16 protein-coding genes and 1 tRNA gene are annotated in these 20,940 nt (G+C 56.1%); 9 read left to right on the top strand and 8 right to left on the bottom strand.

Annotation, left to right across the window (positions count from 1 at the left end):
• Positions 1 to 44: 44 nt before the first annotated feature.
• Positions 45 to 1,838, bottom strand: a complete 1,794-nt coding sequence (locus PHA01_RS00450; protein ID WP_271892535.1) for an acyl-CoA dehydrogenase C-terminal domain-containing protein — start codon at positions 1,836 to 1,838, stop codon at positions 45 to 47.
• Positions 1,839 to 2,259: 421 nt separating this feature from the next.
• Here PHA01_RS00450 and PHA01_RS00445 point away from each other — a divergent pair, with 421 nt between their 5' ends.
• The 3 genes from PHA01_RS00445 to PHA01_RS00435 all read left to right on the top strand — a co-directional run bounded on the left by PHA01_RS00445 (position 2,260) and on the right by PHA01_RS00435 (position 7,490).
• The gene (locus tag PHA01_RS00445; RefSeq protein ID WP_271892534.1) at positions 2,260 to 5,559 is read left to right on the top strand and encodes a peptidoglycan-binding protein; all 3,300 of its coding nucleotides are present in this window, start codon (positions 2,260 to 2,262) and stop codon (positions 5,557 to 5,559) included.
• A gap of 204 nt (positions 5,560 to 5,763) precedes the next feature.
• On the top strand, positions 5,764 to 6,699 hold the full coding sequence (locus PHA01_RS00440; RefSeq protein WP_271893889.1) for a sulfite exporter TauE/SafE family protein: 936 nt from the start codon (positions 5,764 to 5,766) through the stop codon (positions 6,697 to 6,699).
• Positions 6,696 to 7,490, top strand: a complete 795-nt coding sequence (locus PHA01_RS00435) for a TIGR02186 family protein (protein WP_271892532.1) — start codon at positions 6,696 to 6,698, stop codon at positions 7,488 to 7,490. Before PHA01_RS00440 ends, PHA01_RS00435 begins: the two co-directional genes overlap by 4 nt.
• On the opposite strand, the gene PHA01_RS00430 is transcribed toward PHA01_RS00435, so the two are convergent.
• On the bottom strand, positions 7,491 to 8,405 hold the full coding sequence (locus PHA01_RS00430; protein ID WP_271892530.1) for a methyltransferase domain-containing protein: 915 nt from the start codon (positions 8,403 to 8,405) through the stop codon (positions 7,491 to 7,493).
• Positions 8,406 to 8,411: 6 nt separating this feature from the next.
• Positions 8,412 to 9,455: a hypothetical protein gene (locus PHA01_RS00425; RefSeq protein WP_271892529.1), complete on the bottom strand. Its 1,044-nt coding sequence runs from the start codon at positions 9,453 to 9,455 to the stop codon at positions 8,412 to 8,414.
• Positions 9,456 to 9,689: 234 nt separating this feature from the next.
• Here PHA01_RS00425 and PHA01_RS00420 point away from each other — a divergent pair, with 234 nt between their 5' ends.
• Entirely contained in the window at positions 9,690 to 10,652 is a 963-nt protein-coding gene (locus tag PHA01_RS00420) for an NAD(P)H-dependent flavin oxidoreductase (protein ID WP_271892527.1), read from the top strand.
• A gap of 32 nt (positions 10,653 to 10,684) precedes the next feature.
• On the opposite strand, the gene PHA01_RS00415 is transcribed toward PHA01_RS00420, so the two are convergent.
• The 3 genes from PHA01_RS00415 to PHA01_RS00405 form a co-directional block, all read right to left on the bottom strand.
• Positions 10,685 to 11,494: an FAD binding domain-containing protein gene (locus tag PHA01_RS00415; protein ID WP_271892524.1), complete on the bottom strand. Its 810-nt coding sequence runs from the start codon at positions 11,492 to 11,494 to the stop codon at positions 10,685 to 10,687.
• Between the two features lie 12 nt (positions 11,495 to 11,506).
• Entirely contained in the window at positions 11,507 to 13,852 is a 2,346-nt protein-coding gene (locus tag PHA01_RS00410) for a xanthine dehydrogenase family protein molybdopterin-binding subunit (protein ID WP_271892522.1), read from the bottom strand.
• 84 nt (positions 13,853 to 13,936) lie between these two features.
• On the bottom strand, positions 13,937 to 14,425 hold the full coding sequence (locus tag PHA01_RS00405; protein ID WP_271892520.1) for a (2Fe-2S)-binding protein: 489 nt from the start codon (positions 14,423 to 14,425) through the stop codon (positions 13,937 to 13,939).
• 268 nt (positions 14,426 to 14,693) lie between these two features.
• Here PHA01_RS00405 and PHA01_RS00400 point away from each other — a divergent pair.
• Positions 14,694 to 14,769: transfer RNA gene (locus PHA01_RS00400), tRNA-Thr, on the top strand.
• A gap of 136 nt (positions 14,770 to 14,905) precedes the next feature.
• Here PHA01_RS00400 and PHA01_RS00395 read toward each other — a convergent pair.
• Together PHA01_RS00395 and PHA01_RS00390 are read right to left on the bottom strand one after the other, a co-directional pair.
• The gene (locus PHA01_RS00395; protein ID WP_271892518.1) at positions 14,906 to 15,283 is read right to left on the bottom strand and encodes a hypothetical protein; all 378 of its coding nucleotides are present in this window, start codon (positions 15,281 to 15,283) and stop codon (positions 14,906 to 14,908) included.
• Positions 15,284 to 15,419: 136 nt separating this feature from the next.
• A complete protein-coding gene (locus PHA01_RS00390; RefSeq protein ID WP_271892515.1) occupies positions 15,420 to 16,943 on the bottom strand; it encodes an MDR family MFS transporter in 1,524 nt (507 codons plus the stop codon).
• Positions 16,944 to 17,056: 113 nt separating this feature from the next.
• Between PHA01_RS00390 and PHA01_RS00385 the strand changes: the two genes are divergently transcribed.
• From PHA01_RS00385 to PHA01_RS00370, 4 genes are all read left to right on the top strand, one after another.
• Entirely contained in the window at positions 17,057 to 17,560 is a 504-nt protein-coding gene (locus PHA01_RS00385; RefSeq protein ID WP_271892512.1) for a MarR family winged helix-turn-helix transcriptional regulator, read from the top strand.
• A gap of 157 nt (positions 17,561 to 17,717) precedes the next feature.
• The gene (locus PHA01_RS00380) at positions 17,718 to 18,182 is read left to right on the top strand and encodes a MarR family winged helix-turn-helix transcriptional regulator (RefSeq protein ID WP_271892510.1); all 465 of its coding nucleotides are present in this window, start codon (positions 17,718 to 17,720) and stop codon (positions 18,180 to 18,182) included.
• Positions 18,175 to 19,389, top strand: a complete 1,215-nt coding sequence (locus PHA01_RS00375; protein WP_271892509.1) for an HlyD family secretion protein — start codon at positions 18,175 to 18,177, stop codon at positions 19,387 to 19,389. Before PHA01_RS00380 ends, PHA01_RS00375 begins: the two co-directional genes overlap by 8 nt.
• Positions 19,382 to 20,935: a DHA2 family efflux MFS transporter permease subunit gene (locus PHA01_RS00370; protein WP_271892507.1), complete on the top strand. Its 1,554-nt coding sequence runs from the start codon at positions 19,382 to 19,384 to the stop codon at positions 20,933 to 20,935. The genes PHA01_RS00375 and PHA01_RS00370 overlap by 8 nt, the downstream gene beginning before the upstream one ends.
• Positions 20,936 to 20,940 lie beyond the last annotated feature (5 nt).

The raw sequence follows: 20,940 nt of genomic DNA, 5'->3' as shown, positions 1-20,940 counted from the left end.
TAAAGGAGCCGCGAGACCGCGGCTCGAAATGAGCGTGCGGCAGCTTAGAATGCTTCCGCAGCGAGCGCCATCATCGTATCCGCCCCCGTCTGAATGCGAGCAAGATGCGCCGACGTCTCCGGCATGACGCGCTCCACGAAGAACTTGCCCGTAACGAGCTTGGTCTCATGGAAGGCCTTGTTGCTAGCGCCTTCAGCAAGCTTGGTATGCGATGCCTTGGCCATTCGCGCCCACATGTAGCCGAGCGAAACCAGGCCGAAGAGATGCATGTAGTCGGTCGAAGCAGCACCCGCATTGTCTGGGTTCGCCATGCCATTCTGCATCAGCCACATGGATGCCGCTTGCAAGTCGTTGAGGCCCTTCTTCAAATGCTTCGTGAAGAAGGACAGCTTCTCGTCGCCGCGATTTTCCTCGCAGAAATCGCCGACTTCCTTGAAGAAAGCCATGACCGCACGGCCGCCATTTGCTCCGAGCTTGCGGCCGACCAGATCCAATGCCTGGATGCCATTTGCGCCCTCATAGATCATCGCGATACGTGCGTCGCGTACGTACTGGCTCATACCATGTTCTTCGATATAACCATGGCCACCGAAGACCTGTTGCGCCATGCAGGCGTGCTCGAAGCCCTTGTCGGTCAGGACGCCTTTCAATACCGGGGTCATCAGGCCTAGAATGTCGTCGGCCAACTGCCTTTCGGTCTCGTCACCTGAGCGATGGGCAATGTCCGACTTCAATGCCGACCAGAGGATGAACGCACGTCCGGCTTCGTTGAAAGACTTGATCGTCAGGAGAATACGGCGGATGTCCGGGTGGACGATAATCGGATCAGCCTTCTTGTTCGGCTGCTTTGGCCCGGTCAATGAGCGCCCCTGGATACGGTCGCGCGCATAGATGGCAGCGTTCTGGTAGGCAATCTCGCCGATGGACAGACCCTGCAGTGCAACGCCCAGGCGCGCCTCGTTCATCATTGTGAACATGGCGCGCAGACCCTTGTTCTCTCCGCCGATCAGATAACCAGTTGCCTCGTCATAGTTCATGACGCAGGTCGAGTTGCCGTGGATGCCCATCTTCTCTTCGATGGAGCCGCACGATACGCCGTTGCGCGTCCCTGGATTGCCGTTCTCATCCAGGTTGAACTTCGGTACGATGAAAAGTGAAATGCCCTTGGTTCCTTCCGGTGCACCTTCGATACGGGCCAGAACCAGATGAATGATGTTCTCAGCCATATCATGCTCGCCGGCAGAGATGAAAATCTTTTGCCCGGAAATCCGATACGAACCATCGACATTCGGCACAGCCTTGCTGCGCAACAGACCGAGATCGGTGCCGCAATGCGGCTCCGTGAGGTTCATGGTGCCGGTCCAGGCGCCATCGGTCATTTTGGGCAAATAGGTTTGTTTCTGCTCGTCGGTACCGTGCGTGAGAATGGCCGCAATCGCGCCCTGCGTCAGGCCCGGATACATGACGAGCGCCATGTTCGCCGAAGCCATATATTCACCCGCCGCCACATGCAGCGTGTATGGCAGACCCTGACCACCAAATTCCTGCGGCACGGCAAGGCCAACCCAGCCGCCCTCGCGATACTGATCAAACGCTTGTTTGTAACCCTTGGGTGTCGTTACCGAACCGTCGTCGTGACGCACGCAGCCTTCTTGGTCACCTATCTGGTTAACCGGGAACAGTGTGTTCTCGGCCAGCTTTGCGCCTTCACTGAGGATGGCTTCAACAATATCCGGCGATGCGTCGCCAAAACCTTGCAAATTACCGTAGCGTTCAAAACCCAGAACATCGTTCAAGATAAACAGCGTGTCTTCAACAGGCGCGCGATAGCTCGGCATCAGCTTCCTCCAAAACAAAGCAAAAACGGCACGCAAGTTATGGCGCCGTTGAGATGTTGCCCAATCTAACAAATTTTGACGTTTGCGTAAACGTCAAAATTGCGTGAATTCATTTTTTAACGATGCATTTAGGCGCAGTGCCCACCTTCAGGGCAAATCGCCGTTCTTGGATTAAGCCGGCCAAATACTTTTTTAACCACTTCATACAGGGTCTTAACCAGTTGTTTACCACGTTTCGCCAATGTCACGATGACGGTGAACCGTGTCTATGTGTGATTTGTTTTTCACGGCTTGTCGGATCGCATGGGGCGCAAGCCCCGGCTCTCCGGTTTGGCCCCGACGCGCACAGCGCTATTGGCCGTTTCCTCAGAGCGATGGTTTTTCACCCGCCACGGTGTGGCGTCAACTCGAGCAGACGTCCATGACGAACCAGAGGTCACTAATGGAACAGGTCAATGTAAATCGCGCACGCCGTGATGCGACGTCGCTCGACAGTCTCAACCGTACACTCGAGGACCTTGAAAGTCAGTTGCGCGGTGCAATGGCGCCAAAGAAGGAGCTTCCGGAGAGTGAGGATATTGCCGACCGGTTTGCCGCTCTCGCCTCCCGTGCCGGTCAATTGACCACCCCCCGTTACGTTGCAGCAACCCAGGCACCTGTTTCAAACAAATATGACCTCTCGGCAATTGCCGCTCAACTCAAACAGCTCCGTGAGGAGATGGAAGGCGAGATCAAAGCGCCCGCCAACTCTGCGGAACCACACAGCGAAACGATTGGCAGACTCGGCCAGTCGACCGCTTCAAGTGATCGCCTGTTCAACCGCGCTTCTGCAAGCCAGCCGGAGACGGGTCATCTTTCCATGCTGCGCGGGGACCTCGATGAATTGAAGCGCACGGTCAATACATTGGCCCGCGAAGCATCCGTGCAGAATCTTGGCGATCGCTGGGATGCAATCGATGAACGCTTCGACGCCTTTGTACAGCGTAACCCTTCGACTACTGGAAGTGGCACCTCGCTACCTTCCAAATACATGCAGCAGCTCGATGAACGACTTGACGAGATCAGCCGCGCCATCGTCGCTACCTCGCAACCAGTCTCAGGCCAATCAATCGAAGTCGATGCCTTCGAACGCCTGGAGGCACGCATTGCGGCACTGTCGTCTCCCGACCGCACTTCGGATACGATCCTCAAGCGTATGGGCGAACTCGCCGAGCGTGTTGATCAACTGACCGAGCAGAGCAAAACACCTGCGATCAGTCTTGACATCTTGTCTGAACAGCTTTCGGCAGTGATGCGCCATTTGCAAACCGCACCGGCGGCGATCAACATCTCCGATTTCCGCGACCTTGAAAGCCGCGTTCTGCAGATCATCGACAAGCTTGAAACCTTACCGCCGCCAGCAGCTGATCCTGAATTCATCGAAAAGATCGATCAGCGCTTCGAAGAACTAACGCGCCGTCTCGACGACCACCACCTGATGAGCGAGAACAGCGACATTCGCTTAACCGACAATATCGAAGCCCGTTTCGAGGACATGGCACGCTACATTGCGCAAAACATGCCTCAAACCGAGAATACGCACGATGTCATCCGTAGTCTTGAACTGCAGATTGCGGGTTTGGCCGAGCATCTGGCTCAATCGAATGATCGATACGCCGAAATGTCCGCGATCCCACCACGCCTCGACGCGATCGAAGAATCAATGGCGGCAAACCGTGATCTCGTGGTGGAGGCTGCCCGTAACGCTGCGACCGAGGCGATCCGCAACACTGCTAATTTTGGCAGCGACCATGATAGCATGATTGCCCGCGAACTCGCCGCCGACTTGAAGACGTTGGAAAAACTTTCACGCAAATCCGAAGAGCGCAACAGCAAGACATTCGAGGCAATCCACGATACGTTGCTCAAGATAGTTGACCGTCTTGCCTCGCTCGAAAACGGGCCGGTTCCGGTCCACAGGCCCCTTGCAGCCCGGATTGAAGAAACAGTCATCCCCGAAGAGCCAGCGATGAAAGTTACGCTGGCTTACGATTCCCCCATAGATGTCGGGCCGGTCCTCGATACGGCGATCTTCTTGACAAGCCAGGAACTGCCGTCGGAAGCGACGGGTGCTGATGTTGCGGAAGAGGGACCCCACGAAAAAAGATCTCTCTTCAGCAGCCTTGCCCGCGGCCTGAAGGGACGCAGCAAACAGGAAATGGTGCCACAGGACTTGGAAATCGATATCGTCGAGGAGGCAAAGAAGACGGATAAAGTCGATCTGGATCCGAACATCCTCAACCGTCCGCTTGAACCTGGCTCCGGTATGCCAGATCTGAATTCTATCCTGAAGCGCGTTCGCGACGACCGCCGGGATATGCCGCTTGCCGGCGGCACATCGGAAGGCAAGGCCGATTTCATCGCCGCCGCTCGGCGCGCTGCTCAAGCAGCAGCCTCGGAAGTCGAGAGCCAGAAACGCACTCCTGTGTCGGACAGGACTGACGATGCCAAGGACAGCCTGCTTACACGCCAGCGCAGGCCAATTCTCTTGGCGATCGGCGCGATCATGATCGCAATTGCAGGTCTGCAACTGAAAAATGCGTATCTGAACTATGCGGACGGAATTGATAAGGCATCCATTGCCCAGCCTACACCACCCGAACAAGTAGGTGATGTTGCAGTCAAAGCACCACAACCTGTAGAGCAAGGAAAGACTCCGGAACTCACAACTCCGGCCGAAAACAGCGCACCGAAGGAACTGGCTGCCTCACAGCCCGCACCGGATAGTGTGGAAGCGGTTATCGCCACGCAACAAGCAACACCATCCACCATCGACGCCACGCCGGTGGTACCGGCCACCGATACTGCATCGACCACAGCTATTCCGACCATTCCGACTGAGGCGGGACCCCAACCGCTGCGCGATGCGGCAGCAAACGGCGACAGCAAGGCTCTTTTCGAAATCGGTAACAACTATATGGACGGGCGCGGTGTCAGCAATGACTTCACCAAAGCAGCCGAATGGTACAATCTTGCTGCAGAACGGGGCTTCGCGCCGGCGCAATACCGCATCGGCAACTTCTACGAGAAGGGCCTTGGTCTTACTCGCGATCTGGCGAAAGCCAAGACTTATTACCAGCTTGCCGCGGAACAAGGCAACGCGAGCGCCATGCACAACCTCGCAGTCCTTTTTGCCGCCGGAACCGATGGTGTAGCCCCCGACAACGAAGCCGCCGCGCGTTGGTTTACCCAGGCAGCCGAACTCGGTGTCAAGGACAGCCAGTTCAATCTTGGCATTCTTTCGGCCAAGGGTGTGGGCCTGCCACAGAATCTGGAAGAGAGCTACAAATGGTTCGCCATTGCGGCCAATGCCGGTGACAAGGACGCTGCTCAGAAGCGAGACGACGTGGCCAAGATCATGTCTCCCGAGCAGCTTGAACGCGCGAAGGCTGCCACCGAGCTTTGGAAGCCGAAACAGCTGAATCCCGACGCCAACGCCCTTAACGTGCCCGCGGAATGGCAGGAAAGGCCAACGACGACCGGTTCGATCGACATGGAAAAGGCCATCCGCAACGTTCAACTCATCCTCAACAAGCACGGCTACGATGCCGGCGGTTCGGACGGTAAAATCGGCTCTAAAACACGCGACGCGATCATGGCGTTCCAGAAGGACAATGGGCTCAGGCCCACCGGCAATATCGACAAGGATCTGGTTCGCAATTTACTCAGGACGAATGGCTGACCTTGCCAAGGGGATAAGTTTCTCTCTTAAAACCATTATAACAATGCTATTGCGACACAGGGATTCGCGTTTAAACCGCAATGTATTAGGGCCCTCAGTCAGAATTTGACTTGAGCCCGGCAAGCGGGCAAGAAACCTTAAAGAATTGCTATCATTGTGGTGCTACGACGGTGTCCTGACGCCACAATGGGTTTGGGGTTCGCATTGGGTATTTACCTGCCTATCGCCGAGATTTCGGTCAATGTCTTCGTGCTATTTTTTATGGGCGCGGCGGTAGGATTTTTATCGGGTATGTTTGGCGTTGGCGGCGGTTTTTTGATAACGCCGCTTCTCATCTTTTATAATATTCCACCTGCTGTTGCGGTCGCTACTGGCGCAAACCAGGTCATTGCTTCGTCATTCAGCGGAGCTCTTACCCATTTCAAACGCGGCACACTCGACGTCAAGCTAGGTTCGTTGCTGGTTGTAGGCGGCATCGCCGGTGCAGGCGTCGGTATTTATGTCTTTGTTCTGTTGCGCGAACTTGGCCAGCTCGATCTCATAGTGTCGCTTCTCTATGTCGTCTTTCTTAGCACCGTTGGCGGTCTGATGTTGTATGAAAGCCTTCAGGCCATGCGAAGGACGAGAGCTGGCCAGCTCTCCAATCTGAAGAAGCCGGGCCAGCATAATTGGGTACACCGCCTGCCTTTCAAGATGCGGTTCCGCGCCTCGAAGATCTATGTGAGCATCATCCCCGTTTTGGTGCTCGGTGGAGCCATAGGGTTTCTCTCGTCGATCATGGGCGTCGGCGGCGGCTTTATCATGGTTCCCGCGATGATTTACCTACTGAAGGTGCCGACAAACGTGGTTATCGGGACCTCCCTCTATCAGATCGTTTTCGTCACGGCCTTCACCACTGTCATGCAGGCAACGACCAATCAATCAGTCGATATCGTACTGGCGATGCTTTTGATGACGGGGGGAGTGATCGGCGCCCAATACGGCGCTCGCATCGGCCAGAAATTGCGCGGCGAACAATTGCGCGCGCTGTTGGCCATGCTGGTTCTGGCCGTTGGCCTGCGCCTTGCCATCGAACTCTTTGTCACACCCGATGACGTTTATTCGATCAGCATTGCGCTGGCCACGAGGGCAGTGCAATGAATACGCCAGCCGCTGCTCTAATTCTGATCATTGCGCTCGCTGCGGGACAACAGGCCCGTGCACAGCAATTGCCTGGCAACAAGGAAACCGTTGAAATCGGCCTCTCGACCGATACGATCGCGATCACATCCGGTTTCCGAGGCACTGACCTGACGGTTTTCGGTGCGTTGGACAATGCTGATCCGCTGATCCAGCGGCAAGGTCGTTATGATATCGTTGTGGTACTGGAAGGTCCCGAGAGGGATTTTGTCGTGCGACGCAAGGACAGATTTTTTGGCATTTGGGTCAACGCGGAATCCGTATCATTCCAACACATTCCGGCATCCTATTCGCTCGCATCAACCCGCAATCTGCAGGATATAGCAACGCCGAAAATATTCGGCCAGCTCAGCCTGGGGGTCAATAATATCTTCTACGAGCCAATACCTGACGGATTCGGATCGAGCGAATCCCTGAAGGAGTTCACTAAGGAGTTGCCCCGGCTGAAGCTCAAACAGCGTCTATACAATCAACGCCCTGGCGACGTGCAATTCCTGTCATCCACGTTGTTCCGTGCGACCCTCTCATTGCCCGCCAACGTGCCTGTGGGCAAACACATTGCTCGCGCATATCTGTTTCGCAATGGTGAGTTCTTGCGTGAAAGCTCGACGAGCCTCAACATTGTCAAAGCGGGGCTGGAGTTCCGCATCTACCGCGCCGCCAATCAATACAGCCTGCTTTACGGTCTTTTCGCCGTGTTCCTTGCCGTCGTGACTGGTTGGATGGGACGACTGGTATTCCGCAAAGATTAATCAGATGTCGGGCTTCGCGACGACAATAAGCCCTTGCAAGGGTTCGCCCCGATCAAGACGGATGGTCTCCTGCTGCAAACTTACCAATGTCATGGAATTCTCCGCCAGGACCCGCCGAACGTAGCTTTCGGAATGGGTGTAACGTAGCGATGGCTGCAGGATCAGCTCATTGTCGCTCGAATGGTTCTCAACGGAAAATGCGAACAACCCATCCGGGACCAAGGCCCCGGCGACATTGTGGAAGGCACGGTGGAGATCACCGACATAGACAAAGACATCCGCCGCAATGACGAGATCGGCGCTTTGGGCAGGCGTATCGAGTTCGTTGACATCGCCTTTGATAAGAGTGTCATAAACTTGTTTTTCGGCAGCCTTCTGCAGCATGGCTTCGGAGAGGTCCACGCCGCCCAGTTCATCGGCATCGGCGCGGAAATACGGACCCATCAGGCCGGTACCGCAGCCAAGATCAAGCACGGAGCGGAAACGCCGTTCCGGCGCAGCCACCTTGATGGCGTTCGCCAGCAATTCGGGGACGCGATACTCCAGCCTCTCCAAAAGCGCTGTTTCAAAGGTTGGCGCATAAGCGTCGAATAGGGTTTCGACATAGGCTGTCGGCGGCGTTTCCGGTACGGCAGCGTGGCCGGTTGCTGCGAGCTTCAATCCTGCGCCAAAGCGATCGTCTGGATCGAGCTGCAGCAATTTGCGCCAAGCTTCAGCAGCCGCATCACCCTGCCCCGCCGCCTCATGCATCTCGCCAACCCGAAAAAGGCCGGCAGCCCAATTGGGAGTTATCTCCAGTGCTTGCCGCATGAGGTCGGCAGCCGCACCATAGTCTCCGGTTTCGAATAGCATATCAGCATAGGAGGCACGGCGGTCGGCAATCAGATCGCCAGAAGATAGAAACGCGCGCTCCATCTTCTTCTAATTCGTGACCTGGACGCGTATCGAGATGATATCGACCGACTTTCCGGCCTGGGTTATATCCGAATTGATCTTGATCGCGCCGCCCGCAACCGGTTTCTTGTCCGCCGGAAATTGCTTCTGCACCAGATACTCGCTGCTCGCATCGGAAACATCGAAACGCGTGCGTCCGCAATCACCCAGATCCCTGAAGTCGCAGCTCACCGCCATTTGCGTCCTGGCACCATCTTCGCTCTTGGCCACGATATCGAACATCGTGTTTTTACCGGCAAGCTGTTCGAGAACGCCTTGGCCGACCTGGAAACTAACTTCATCGGCTTCACCAGGCGACTTGATACGTAGATACTTCTCTACCTGATCACCACCGATCGTTGCCGTCGCCCGTCCGGCGACAGATACCTGCGTTGTATCGGACGGATCGAAAATCGTAATCCAGCTACCCTCAGGCGACAACTCGCCTTCCTTCAGCGGCTCATGGCTACCGCTTACGGCCGGATTGCCGGTACTTGGCGGGATGCTGGACGGCTTCGAATTAATGATTCCGGAAGCAACAAGCCAAAGCAGACCGAGCGCTAGGGCCAGGATCGCAAGAATGATAACAAATTTTGTCAGGCCGCTCGCCTTTTTGCGTTCCATGTTTCGCTTCAGCCGTGGGCGCAGACGGTCCGGGCGATAATTGTCGGCAGTAACAGGTCCATCCGATACCAGTTCCGGTGCGTCAAGTTCAGGTTCCCGTCCAACATCAATCGTTGGTTCGATCCTTGTCGCAGACTGCGAAAGCACTGGTTCACGCCTTTCAACAACTGGCGCTGGCACCGGAGGCGCGATCGAGCCAGTTGTCTGAACTTCTTTTTCGATCCTGGTGATTGCGTCCTTTAGCCGTTCGCGGCGTTCGTCCCGTTGCCCATCGTCCAACGCCCCGTTTGCCGCAAGCGAACGCTCATGCGCTCCCCAAGCCGATTCGTAAACCTTCTGCCGAATCGCAGGGCTCCCGACATCGACTTTGGCCAACGCATTCCTGATCGCTTGCTCGATTGCTTCCAACTCGACAATTATCCCTTCAACACGGCTCCCATGATTGGCTAGCCATAACGCATCTCGCTGCTTATTCAAGACTCGCGCGGCGCAATGATGGCCGTTTCGAATTATGAACGCTATTGTTCGAAACGCTGCACCACCGCTCGATCATAGTATCACTTGCCTTTCACTTGCCCCCAATGCATCAGCTCTGGTAAAGCAAATTACGTTTACGCTAACGTCAAAATTTGGAGATGGACAATGGCCTTGCCGGATATTTTGAAGTCGAAGTTGCGAATTCCGGTGGTTGGCGCTCCGTTGTTCATCATTTCACATCCCGCGCTCGTACTCGCACAGTGCAAGGCGGGAATTGTTGGATCTTTTCCGGCTTTGAATGCCCGCCCCGAAGCACAGCTCGACGAGTGGCTGGCAGAGATTACGGAAGGCTTACGCGATCATGACGAGAAAAACCCCGACTGCCCTGCTGCGCCGTTTGCCGTGAATCAGATTGTACACCGCTCGAACAAGCGGCTCGAACACGATTTGATGATGTGCGTAAAATACAAAGTTCCCATCGTTATCTCATCGTTGGGAGCGGTGCCGGAGGTGAACGAGGCCATCCACTCGTACGGTGGTATTGTCCTTCACGACATCATCAACAACCGCCATGCGAATTCAGCCATTCGCAAAGGCGCGGATGGGTTAATAGCGGTCGCAGCAGGTGCGGGAGGCCATGCGGGAATGCTCTCTCCGTTCGCGCTTGTCCAGGAAATCCGTGAGTGGTTCGATGGGCCTTTATTGCTGTCGGGTGCCATCGCGACCGGCCGCGCCATTCTGGCAGCTCAGGCCATGGGTGCCGACCTTGCCTATATCGGCTCGCCCTTTATTACCACCACAGAAGCGCGCGCTGGCGATGACTATAAACAGATGATCGTCGATTCCAGTTCTTCTGATATCGTATATTCAAATTATTTCACTGGGATTCATGGAAATTATCTGAAGCCATCGATAGCCAAGGCCGGAATGGACCCGGACCATTTGCCCGAGGCTGATCCGTCCAAAATGGACTTCGAGGCAGCGACGACCGGCGCCAAGGCCTGGAAAGACATTTGGGGATGCGGTCAGGGTATTGCGGCCGTCAAGGAAATCGCTCCTGCTGCCGATCTTATCGCCCGCCTGGAACGTGAATATCGCGCGGCAAAGACGGCGCTTTGTGCAGCTTAGCGGTGCTGTCGCCACGACGAGGGATGTCCGTCTCACATCGGCCTGTTCGTGATCTCCGCTATAGCACGCTTCGCCATGACCTTGACCAGATTGGCACGATAGTCGGCGGAAGCATGCATGTCGGAAAGGAGTACGTCCGGATCCACCGCGAGACTATCCAGCGCCGAGGGGCTAAAGTTTCCGGCGAGTGCTCTCTCTGCATCCTTGAGACGAAAAACGCCGCCCTCGCCTGCGCCTGTTACAGCAACACGGATATTGTCGCCCGATTTGGCAACGAAAACACCGGCCATTGCATAAAGTGAAGCCGGATTTGGGAATTTTTTGTAGGCAGCTTTGTCAGGTGCAACGAATTCCACGGCCACAATAATCTCGTTTGGCTCAAGGGCCGTTTCGAATAGGCCGACAAAGAAGTCCGACGCGGGCAAGGAGCGTTGGGTGGTGATTATCGTCGCATCGAGCGCCAACAGGGCCGAGGGGTAGTCAGCAGCCGGATCGTTGTTGGCGATCGACCCTCCAATTGTGCCCATGTTTCGCACCTGCGGATCGCCAATATGGCTAGCGAGATTGGCAATGGCTGGGCAAATCTTTGCGAGCTCCTCATTGGTCGAGACATCGTAATGTGTCGTGACCGCGCCAATCCGCACGGTGCGGCCATCGACCGTGACGCCTTTCAACGCTTCGATTCTCCTGAGATCTATAAGATCGCTAGGTGACGCCAGACGCTGCTTCATGGTTGGAATTAGGGTCATCCCACCAGCTAGGAATTTGCCATCTTCGGCCTCACCCATCAGTCTTGCAGCCTCTTCAACGGAGGCAGCGCGATGATACTGTGTCTCATACATGATGATTTCCCCTCACTTCGCAGCCTGGATGGCATTCCACACAGTTTGCGGCGTCGCCGGCATGGTCAGATTGTTGTTGCGGATCGCATCAGTGATGGCGTTGATCACGGCGGGCGGCGAACCAATTGCTCCCGCCTCGCCGCACCCCTTGATTCCGAGCGGATTTGATGGGCAGGGCGTTTCCGTCGTCATGATATTAAACGACGGCAGGTTCTGCGCGCGCGGCATGGTGTAGTCCATGAAGCTCGCAGTTAGCAGCTGCCCCGTATCGTCATAGTGCGTGCCTTCCAGCAGTGCTTGGCCGATGCCTTGAGCCAGTCCCCCGTGGACCTGTCCTTCGACGATCATCGGGTTGATGATCTTGCCGAAATCATCCGCAGCAACAAACTGAATTATCTCGGTCACACCCGTCTCAGGATCGACTTCCACTTCGCAGATATGACAGCCGCCTGGGAACGTGAAGTTGGATGGATCGTAGAACGCACCCTCTTTCAATCCCGGCTCCATGCCGGAAGGAAGATTGTGGGCGGTGTAGGCCGCAAGCGCTACCTGAAACCATGGCAGCGACTTGTCGGTGCCAGCGACTCTGACATCACCGTCCTTGATCTCGATATCGGCTTCATCTGCTTCGAGGAGATGGGCAGCAATTTTCTTTGCCTTGGCTTCCACCTTATCCAAAGCCTTGACGACGGCCGACATTCCGACCGCGCCGGAACGCGAGCCATAGGTCCCCATCCCCATCTGCACCTTGTCCGTATCTCCATGAACGATGGAAACGCTCTCGATCGGAACACCGAAACGCTCGGTAGCCAATTGGGCAAACGTTGTCTCGTGTCCTTGACCGTGCGAATGGGAGCCAGTCAGAATTTCGATCGTGCCAATCGCGTTAACCCTGACTTCCGCGCTCTCCCACAGACCCACGCCTGCCCCAAGAGAGCCGACTGCCGCGGAAGGTGCAATGCCGCAGGCCTCGATGTAGCAGCTCAAACCGATACCGCGGAGCTTGCCACGCTTGGCGGCCTCCTCGCGGCGCTTCTCGAATCCCTCATAGTCGGCAGCTTTCAGCCCGGCATCGAGGGTCGCGTCGAAATCACCTGCGTCATAGTTCATGATTACCGGTGTCTGGTGCGGGAAAGTACGGATGAAATTTTTTCGCCGAAGCTCTGCCGGAGAAACCTTCAATTCGCGCGCTGCGGTTTCCATGATGCGCTCGAGCACAAAGCTTGCTTCCGGTCGCCCGGCTCCGCGATAGGCATCGACTGGCGCCGTGTTGGTATAAACGGCTTTCACATTGGCGTGGATCGCCGGAATGTCGTATTGGCCAGAGAGAAGCGTGGCATAAAGATAGGTCGGCACGGAGCTCGAGAATAGCGACATGTAAGCGCCAAGATTGGCGATCGTCTGCACTTTGAGACCAAGGATTTTATTATCCTGGTCAAAGGCTAATTCCGCATGCGTGACGTGGTCACGACCATGCGCATCCGCCAGGAAACTTTCGGTCCGGTCGGCCACCCATTTGACCGGAACTCCGGTCTTTTTCGATGCCCAGAGGCAAATGAGTTCTTCAGGATAAATGAAGATCTTCGATCCGAAGCCGCCTCCGACGTCCGGGGCGATGACGCGCAGCTTGTTCTCCGGCGCGACATTATAAAATGCGCTCAAAACCAAGCGCGCAACATGTGGATTTTGAGACGTCGTCCAACACGTATAGTGATCTTCTCCAGCGTCGTAGACCCCGAGCGTGGCACGCGGTTCGATCGCATTAGGAACAAGGCGGCCATTGACAATATCCATCTTGGTGACATGCGCGGCGCCTGCGAAAGCATCATTCGTGGCCTTTTCATCCCCGATGTCCCAATCAAAAATCAGATTGCCTGGCGCTTCCGAATGAAGTTGCGGCGCACCTTCGTTGAGGGCTTCGGCAGTCTTCACAACGACCGGAAGCTCTTCGTATGACACGTCGACCGCCTCGGCGGCATCACGCGCCTGCCCCTTCGTATCAGCAATTACGATAACGACCGCATCGCCCACATAACGCACCGCGTCGGTGGCAAGCGGCGACCAAGCGCCCATCTTCATTGGCGTTCCGTCTTTGGAATGGATCATCCAGCCGCAAATGAGATTGCCGATGCCGTCCGCCTTCAGTTCCGCACCTGTCAGAACGCCAATGACGCCGGGCATCTTCTTCGCTGTTTCAACATCGATGCCGGTGATTTTCGCGTGAGCGTGGGGGCTGCGCACGAAGGCAGCATGCTTCATGCCCGGTACGGACATATCGTCAGTATAGCGGCCCTTGCCAGTGATAAATCTTCTGTCTTCTTTGCGAAGAACACGTGCTCCGATACCTTCAACACCCATGGCTGCGTCTCCCTGTCGATAGCGCGTTTGCCTGGAAAAAGTTGACCTCCAAGCCACCGGCTGCAAAACTGAAAATCCAAATGATCAGGCGGCTTTGACGGCGCCCTTGCCCATTTTGTCCGATGCGTCGAGCACGGCCTTGACGATGTTGTGATAACCGGTACAGCGGCAAATATTGCCTTCGAGCTGATCCCGCACGGTTGCTTCATCAAGCCCGTTTGGGTGCCGCCGTATCATATCGACCGACGTCATAATCATGCCAGGCGTACAGAACCCGCATTGAAGCGCATGATTTTCCCGAAACGCGACCTGAAGCGGATGCAGTTCTCCACTGGCGCTGAGGCCCTCGATCGTCGTGATCGTCGAGCCGGAGGCTTGGGCCGCCAGCATTGTGCAGGACTTGACCGCCCTGCCATCGACATGAACGACACATGCACCGCATTGCGACGTGTCGCACCCGACATGCGTGCCAGTTAATCCAAGATTTTCACGCAGGAAGTGCACCAGCAGTGTGCGGTCTTCGGCTTCGCCTGTGACGGCACGCCCATTCACGAACAATTCCACTTTGGCCATAGGTTCCTCCCAGAACGTTGACGCAGGTGCCTCTTCCGGGCGTCATGTGGTAGGGAGAAGATTAACTGCTCTTTCGCACTTGTCTATCGTCAAAATAGAAAAATTCTAATTTGGTGATCATGCGAGGATCAAGGGTGGCTGGCGACCAGAATTTTGACGACACGCACGCATCTCTAGGCTTGCATTTGCAACCCAATGAAGGTATCAGGCGCGACATCCGCTGGCACATCATGATGGCCGCTTTCAAGGATCGGGAAGTTCTTTTCCTGCCGCATTAGCTCAGTTGGTAGAGCACATCATTCGTAATGATGGGGTCAGGTGTTCGAGTCACCTATGCGGCACCAAACATTTCAAAAACTTAGCGCCACTTTCCAGCCAGCCTGAGCATCGCTTTTTGCACTCAGGTAACACACGACGCCTTTCAGACCCGCCCCCGGTCGATGCCGAACTGTCACGGGCAACGGATGGCAGGCGGCCCGGCTAGCGGATCGGGGTCATCTTCTCTTTGCCGATCTTCCCTCCCTTGCCAATCCCGCCTCCGTGATAGTCGTCGATAAAGGAGCCTTCTATGCTCCCGTCGCTGGACACCTCATAGACCCCAAGCTGTGCGGTTCCATGTACGATGCCAGCGGTAGAAAGAGTTGTCCCTTTCAGCATGCAGATACCCTTCGAACCGTCGCTCCACTTAATGCGGCAAGTGTTTTCGGCTAATATTTCGATTTCTACTGTTACCGAAAAATGCGAGTCTGCAGGGTCAATGCCTTCCGACCTATATTGGCCGCCAATGCCCTCGGCTGCCGCAACACTGGACCCTGCGGCGACGAATGCGGCAAATGCAGCAATTCTGATAGCAGCCATGGATACCTCCCTGAGCGCGTAGCAAGTGAGGCTACTCCAATAGTTGGAAGCCTGCACAATCTTTCCTGCAAGCGCTGTCACAAAAATTCGCAATGATCGCGGTGTGCGAGTCACCTGTGCGGCACTACTTCGCTTACTATTCGACTGAATTCGGTCGTTTCACCGTCCCTGCGGTCGGCAGCAGCACTGGTTTGAGCATGAACGCTGCCAGCAAGCCAGTGATGGCGAAGCCTGCCGAGGTCAGGAAAAGCGGCGTGAATGCTGCAGCATAGCTATCGGCAACTGCTTGTCGCGCCGCCTCTGGCAACGCACCCAGCATTTTCGGTGTCAACTGCTCAATGTTACTGACCCCCGGAATGGTGACGCCGACACGGGAAAGATTTGCTGCAACGATAGCGCCATAGATGGAAATGGCGATGGAGGCTCCGCCCATGCGTGAAAGTGTCACCGCCCCTGTCGCTGCCCCGACATCCCGGCTGTCTGCTGCGTTCTGTACACCAATCACCGGAACCTGTTGTCCGAGACCGATGCCGATGCCGTGCATGGCCATCAAGATACCAATGAGAAACACGGGCGTTCCTGCCTGGACCTGCGTGAACAGCATGAAGGCGAGAAAGCTCAAAGAAAGACTGGCTATGGATTGTGGTTTGTAACGGCCCGTCGTCGAGATCAGCCGCCCTCCCAGGAGAGATCCACAAACGATGCCTCCGGTCAAAAGGATGAAAAACACCCCCGCCTGCGAGGGCGACAGACCCGTTGTAGTCTGTAGGAAAAGCGCAAAATAATTGACCATGCCGATAGCAATCGCCCCGCTGGTGATCGAGATCACAAGCAGCAGCGAGAATGTCGGATTCCGGAAAAGTGTCGGCGGGACGATGGGCTCCACTGCTCGACGTTCAACGAACACCCAACTCGTGGCGCACACGATGCCGAATGCAAGAATGCCAACACTCTGGACCGATATTATCGAACCGAACAGCTCTGAGCTGTCGGCAACAAGCACGATGCTGCTCGTGGTCAGGGCCAACAATATCGCGCCGGCATAGTCGATCGTTGGCTTGCGTTCGGGCTTGCGATAGGGAAGCATCGTGAACAGTCCGGTCAGGACGATGATCCCAACCGGGATGTTGACCAGAAAAATCGATCGCCAGCCGAAAAGATCGCTCATCGTGCCGCCGAGTACCGGACCGATTGCGCCAGAAGCCATGAGGACAAGGCTTGAATAACTCTGATATCGCGCCCGTTCTCGCGGTTCGAAAAGATCGGCGTTGATGGAGAAGATCGATACCATGATACCGCCGCCGCCGAGCCCTTGCAGCACCCGCGCAGCGATCAGCGTGTTCATCGACACGGCGAGACCGCACACGGCTGATCCGATGGTGAAGATCGCGATGGCAGTCATCATCACATATTTGCGCCCGAAGAGATCGCCCAGTTTGCCGTAGATCGGCATGACAGCGCTCGATGCAAGCAGATATGAGGATCCGATCCAGCCGAAGCGTTCCAGATGGCCGAACTCGCCGACGATTGTCGGCAAGGCAGTCGAGACTATCTGGTTGTCGAGCGTCGCCATGAACATGGCCGAACTCAGGAAAAAGAAGATGATAAGCCGCAGACGGTGGTCCGTAACGAGCGGCGCGGGCGTTGCATGCATGTCCATTGAGCAGGATATCCGAACTTGATTACTTAGATAAATGTGCTATTAGCATATAATTGTCAACAGCATTATAATGCCATTTGCATATTCATATGCTCAAAAATATGACAGGCGCCATGACGACACATAAACGTGAAGCCGACAATCAGACCTATCATGAAGACATCGTGCATATCGGTCAGGTAATGACGCGGATGCGCCTGTTGGTCGGCAGACGCCTGATTGGCCGCCTTGCAGTTCAAAACGTTGCGCCTGGTCTGGAACTCTCACACCTCGACGTCCTTGACGCCGTGAGACGAGCGGAAACCGCAGGCGAAGTGACCGTTGGTGCGATCGCCGAAATTTTGCGCATCGATCCGTCCCGGGCTAGCCGTATCGCTGCGGAAATGGTCACGCGGGGCGTCCTGCGCCGCAAAGCTTCCCAAGCGGACGCGCGGCGCATCGTGGTCGTTATCACAGCGCTAGGCCGGAAGTTGGTCGCGGAAATCAAGGCTCAGAAACTCGCTGTCGTGCAGGGGGTCGTCCAAGACTGGCCCGCCACAGATGTCGAAGCCTTCGCTATGCTTTTTGACAGATTCATCAGCGGATACGAACAGACGTTCCTGCCGCGCAAGGATTGAACCGCCTCCGTGGAGCCGACCCGGATTTCTTCACGACATGTTGAAGGCCTTGCGCAGTTTTTTTCTGCCCGAGGCGAGCTGTCCCCTTTCAATCTCGTAGCACCCTTGCTATATGCGTGACTGTTATAAGCATCCTTACGAGTTTACACATTCCCTCATGGACAATGCACCAACACTGAGCTTTCTCCTGCACGAGGTCGCGCGCCTGTTGCGCAAGCGTTTCGAACAGCGTGCAAAGGATTTGGGCCTTACGCGGTCGCAATGGCAGACACTGGCATATCTCGCCAAGAACGAGGGAATCCACCAGGCGGGTCTGGCCGAGCTTTTGGAGGTCGAGCCGATCACCCTGGTTCGTATCCTCGACAAGCTTGAGGAGCGCGGCCTCATTGAGCGACGCAAGCATCCTACTGACCGGCGTATCCGGCTGTTGTTTTCTCGCGAAGAGGCAAGGCCCCTTCTCGACGGCATTCGCCGTGTTGCAGACCTTACCCGCTCTGAAGCGCTCGCCGATGTCCCGGATGCAGATCGCGAACATCTTATTCGAACACTGACCCTAATGAAGACAAATTTGATCGACGCATGCCAAACGCCGGTCGAGGACAGAGAGAAAAATCATGGCTGACGGTTCACCTTCCCTGCGGATACCTGCCAATTCGGACAATGTCGCGCGCAATGACCCGGTAATGGAAAAGCCCGATACGACCATCGAAACCGCGCCTGCAGTACCCGTGGCGAAGGAAACTACGCCCCCCGCTGCTCCCGCACCGGCGCGCGCGCGGCGCAGCTTGAAGCGTCCGCTGCTTTTTGCGCTTTTGCCGGTTCTTTTGATCGTTGGCGGCTATTTCTATGCGACTGGCGGTCAGGTCATGTCGACCGACAACGCCTATATCCAAGCTGACATGGTCGGTGTTTCCACCGACGTGTCCGGTATCGTGCAGTCGGTGGATGTCCGCGACAATCAGCAGGTCAAGCAGGGCGATGTGCTGTTCCGTCTCGATGCCTCTCCCTTTGCCATCGCACTTGCCGGCGCGAAGGCGCAGCTCGGCGTAGTCCGCAATCAAGTTCTCAATCTTGAAGCGAGTTACAAGCAATCCCTGGCGGAGATAACCCAGGCTGAAGCCGATATTCCGTTTTTCCAAAAGTCGCTGCAGCGCCAGCAGGACCTGAATGCAAGCTCCTTCGCGTCCCGCGCGACCTATGATCAGGCAAAGCACGATCTCGACGCGGCCCAGCAAAAGGTCGACGTTGCCAAGGCAGAAGCTGCGGCAACGCTGGCGCAGCTTGGCGGCAACGCAGATCAACCCGTTGAGCAAAATCCTTCCTATCTGCAGCAGCAGTCGGCTGTTGACAATGCCCAGCGCAATCTCGATCACACGGTTGTCCGTGCCCCATTTGACGGTATCGTCACCAATGTCAGCTCTTTGCAGACCGGTGCATATCTTCAAGCGTCGCAGGCCGGTTTCAGTCTCGTCTCGACAACGCATATGTGGATCGCTGCGAGCCCCAAAGAGACCGAACTCACCTATGTGCGTCCCGGTCAGACAGTCGCCATCAGCGTCGACACCTATCCCGACGTGACCTGGAAAGGCACGGTCTCCAGCATCAGCCCGGCTTCCGGCTCCAGCTTTTCGCTGCTGCCTGCCCAGAATACTACAGGCAACTGGGTGAAGGTTGTCCAGCGCATCCCCATGCTCGTAAGTATCGACGACATGGCGGGTAAGCCGCCACTGCGAGTGGGCATGAGTGTCACCGTAGGTGTCGATACAGGCCATGCCCGCGGCCTGCCATCTTTCGTGACAAGTCTTTTCGGCAGCAAGGATCATGTCTAATACCATCGCAATTCCCAGCGCCGCATCCGTCGTCGCCAATCGCGGCGCGATAACCGCCTGCGTCATCCTTGCGGTGATCATGCAGGCGCTCGACACAACGATCGCCAATGTGGCGCTGCCCTACATCCAGGGAAGTGTCTCGGCGAGTGCTGATCAGATCAACTGGGTCCTTACCTCCTATATCGTCGCCGCGGCCATCATGACGCCGCCGTCGGGTTTTCTTGCGGCCCGCTTCGGTCGCAAGAACGTCCTTCTGACTGCCATTGTCGGCTTCGTCGTCGCGTCGGTTCTGTGCGGTCTCGCCCAATCCTTGCCGCAGATCGTTGTCTTCCGGCTGATGCAGGGCCTCTTCGGCGCATCGCTTGTGCCGTTGTCGCAAGGTATTCTGCTCGACATCTATTCGGTAGAAGATCGCGGCAGGGCCATGGCGCTTTTCGGCGTATCGGTGATGGTCGGTCCAGTGCTTGGACCGGTCATCGGCGGCTGGTTGACCGACCATATCAGCTGGCGTTGGGTATTCTATATCAATGTGCCCATCGGCATGCTGGCATTCTTCGGCATTGTCGCCTTCGTTTCAGAAACGACGAAAGAGGTGAGTGCAAAGCTCGACTGGTTCGGTTTCGGAACCCTGAGCCTTGCCATCGCAACGCTGCAGCTCTTCCTTGACCGCGGCGAACAGCTCGACTGGTTCTCTTCCGCTGAAATCCAGATAGAGGCGTTGATCTGCGCCGGCGCATTTTATCTCTTTCTTGTGCACACATTCACGGCGAAGAAATCCTTCGTCAATCCGCGCCTCTTCCTCGACCGCAACTTTTCGGTCAGCATGTTCTTCATCTTCGTCATAGGCGTCACCTATCTTGCCTCGCTCGCCTTGATGACGCCTTATCTGCAAACGTTGATGGGCTATCCCGTCGTCACCGCCGGTATCGTCATGGGGCCACGCGGCGTCGGTACAATGGTCTGCATGTTCATAGTTGGTAGACTGATCGGCAAGGTCGATACGCGCTTTTTGCTGTTCCTCGGCTTCAGCCTGACCGCATGGGCCATGTATGACATGACCGGCTGGACGCCCGACGTGTCGCAGTGGACTATCGTCTATGTGGGCTTCATCCAGGGCGCTGGTCTCGGCTTCCTTTTCGTGCCGCTTACGACCATCGCCTTTGCCACCCTCCCTGCGTCGATGCGCGGCGAAGGCACCGGCCTCTACAATCTGTCGCGCAATATCGGCTCAAGCGTCGGCATTGCGGTCGTCACCGCGCTCATCACCGAGAATGTGCAAAGCAATCATTCGTCGATCGCCGCCTATGTCACGCCGTTCAACCACGCGTTCAACGCCCCTGCTGTGATGCAGAATCTCGACCCTATGAAGGCTGCTGGTCGCGCTGCGTTGGACGGGATGATTACGACGCAGGCGACAATTATCGCCTATATGGACGATTTCAAGCTGTTGATGATCATGTCGCTGGTCTCGATCCCGCTGGTCATGCTGCTGCGCAAGCCGGCGGCAAACGCCGCTCCGGCGGATCATGCGGCCGTAATGGAATAAGCTTG

Source organism: Candidatus Phyllobacterium onerii, assembly GCF_028331445.1.
In the GTDB taxonomy this organism is placed as follows: domain Bacteria; phylum Pseudomonadota; class Alphaproteobacteria; order Rhizobiales; family Rhizobiaceae; genus Phyllobacterium; species Phyllobacterium onerii.
Note: the sequence above shows the minus strand (reverse complement) of the source record. Positions and strands in the feature narration are given on the sequence as shown.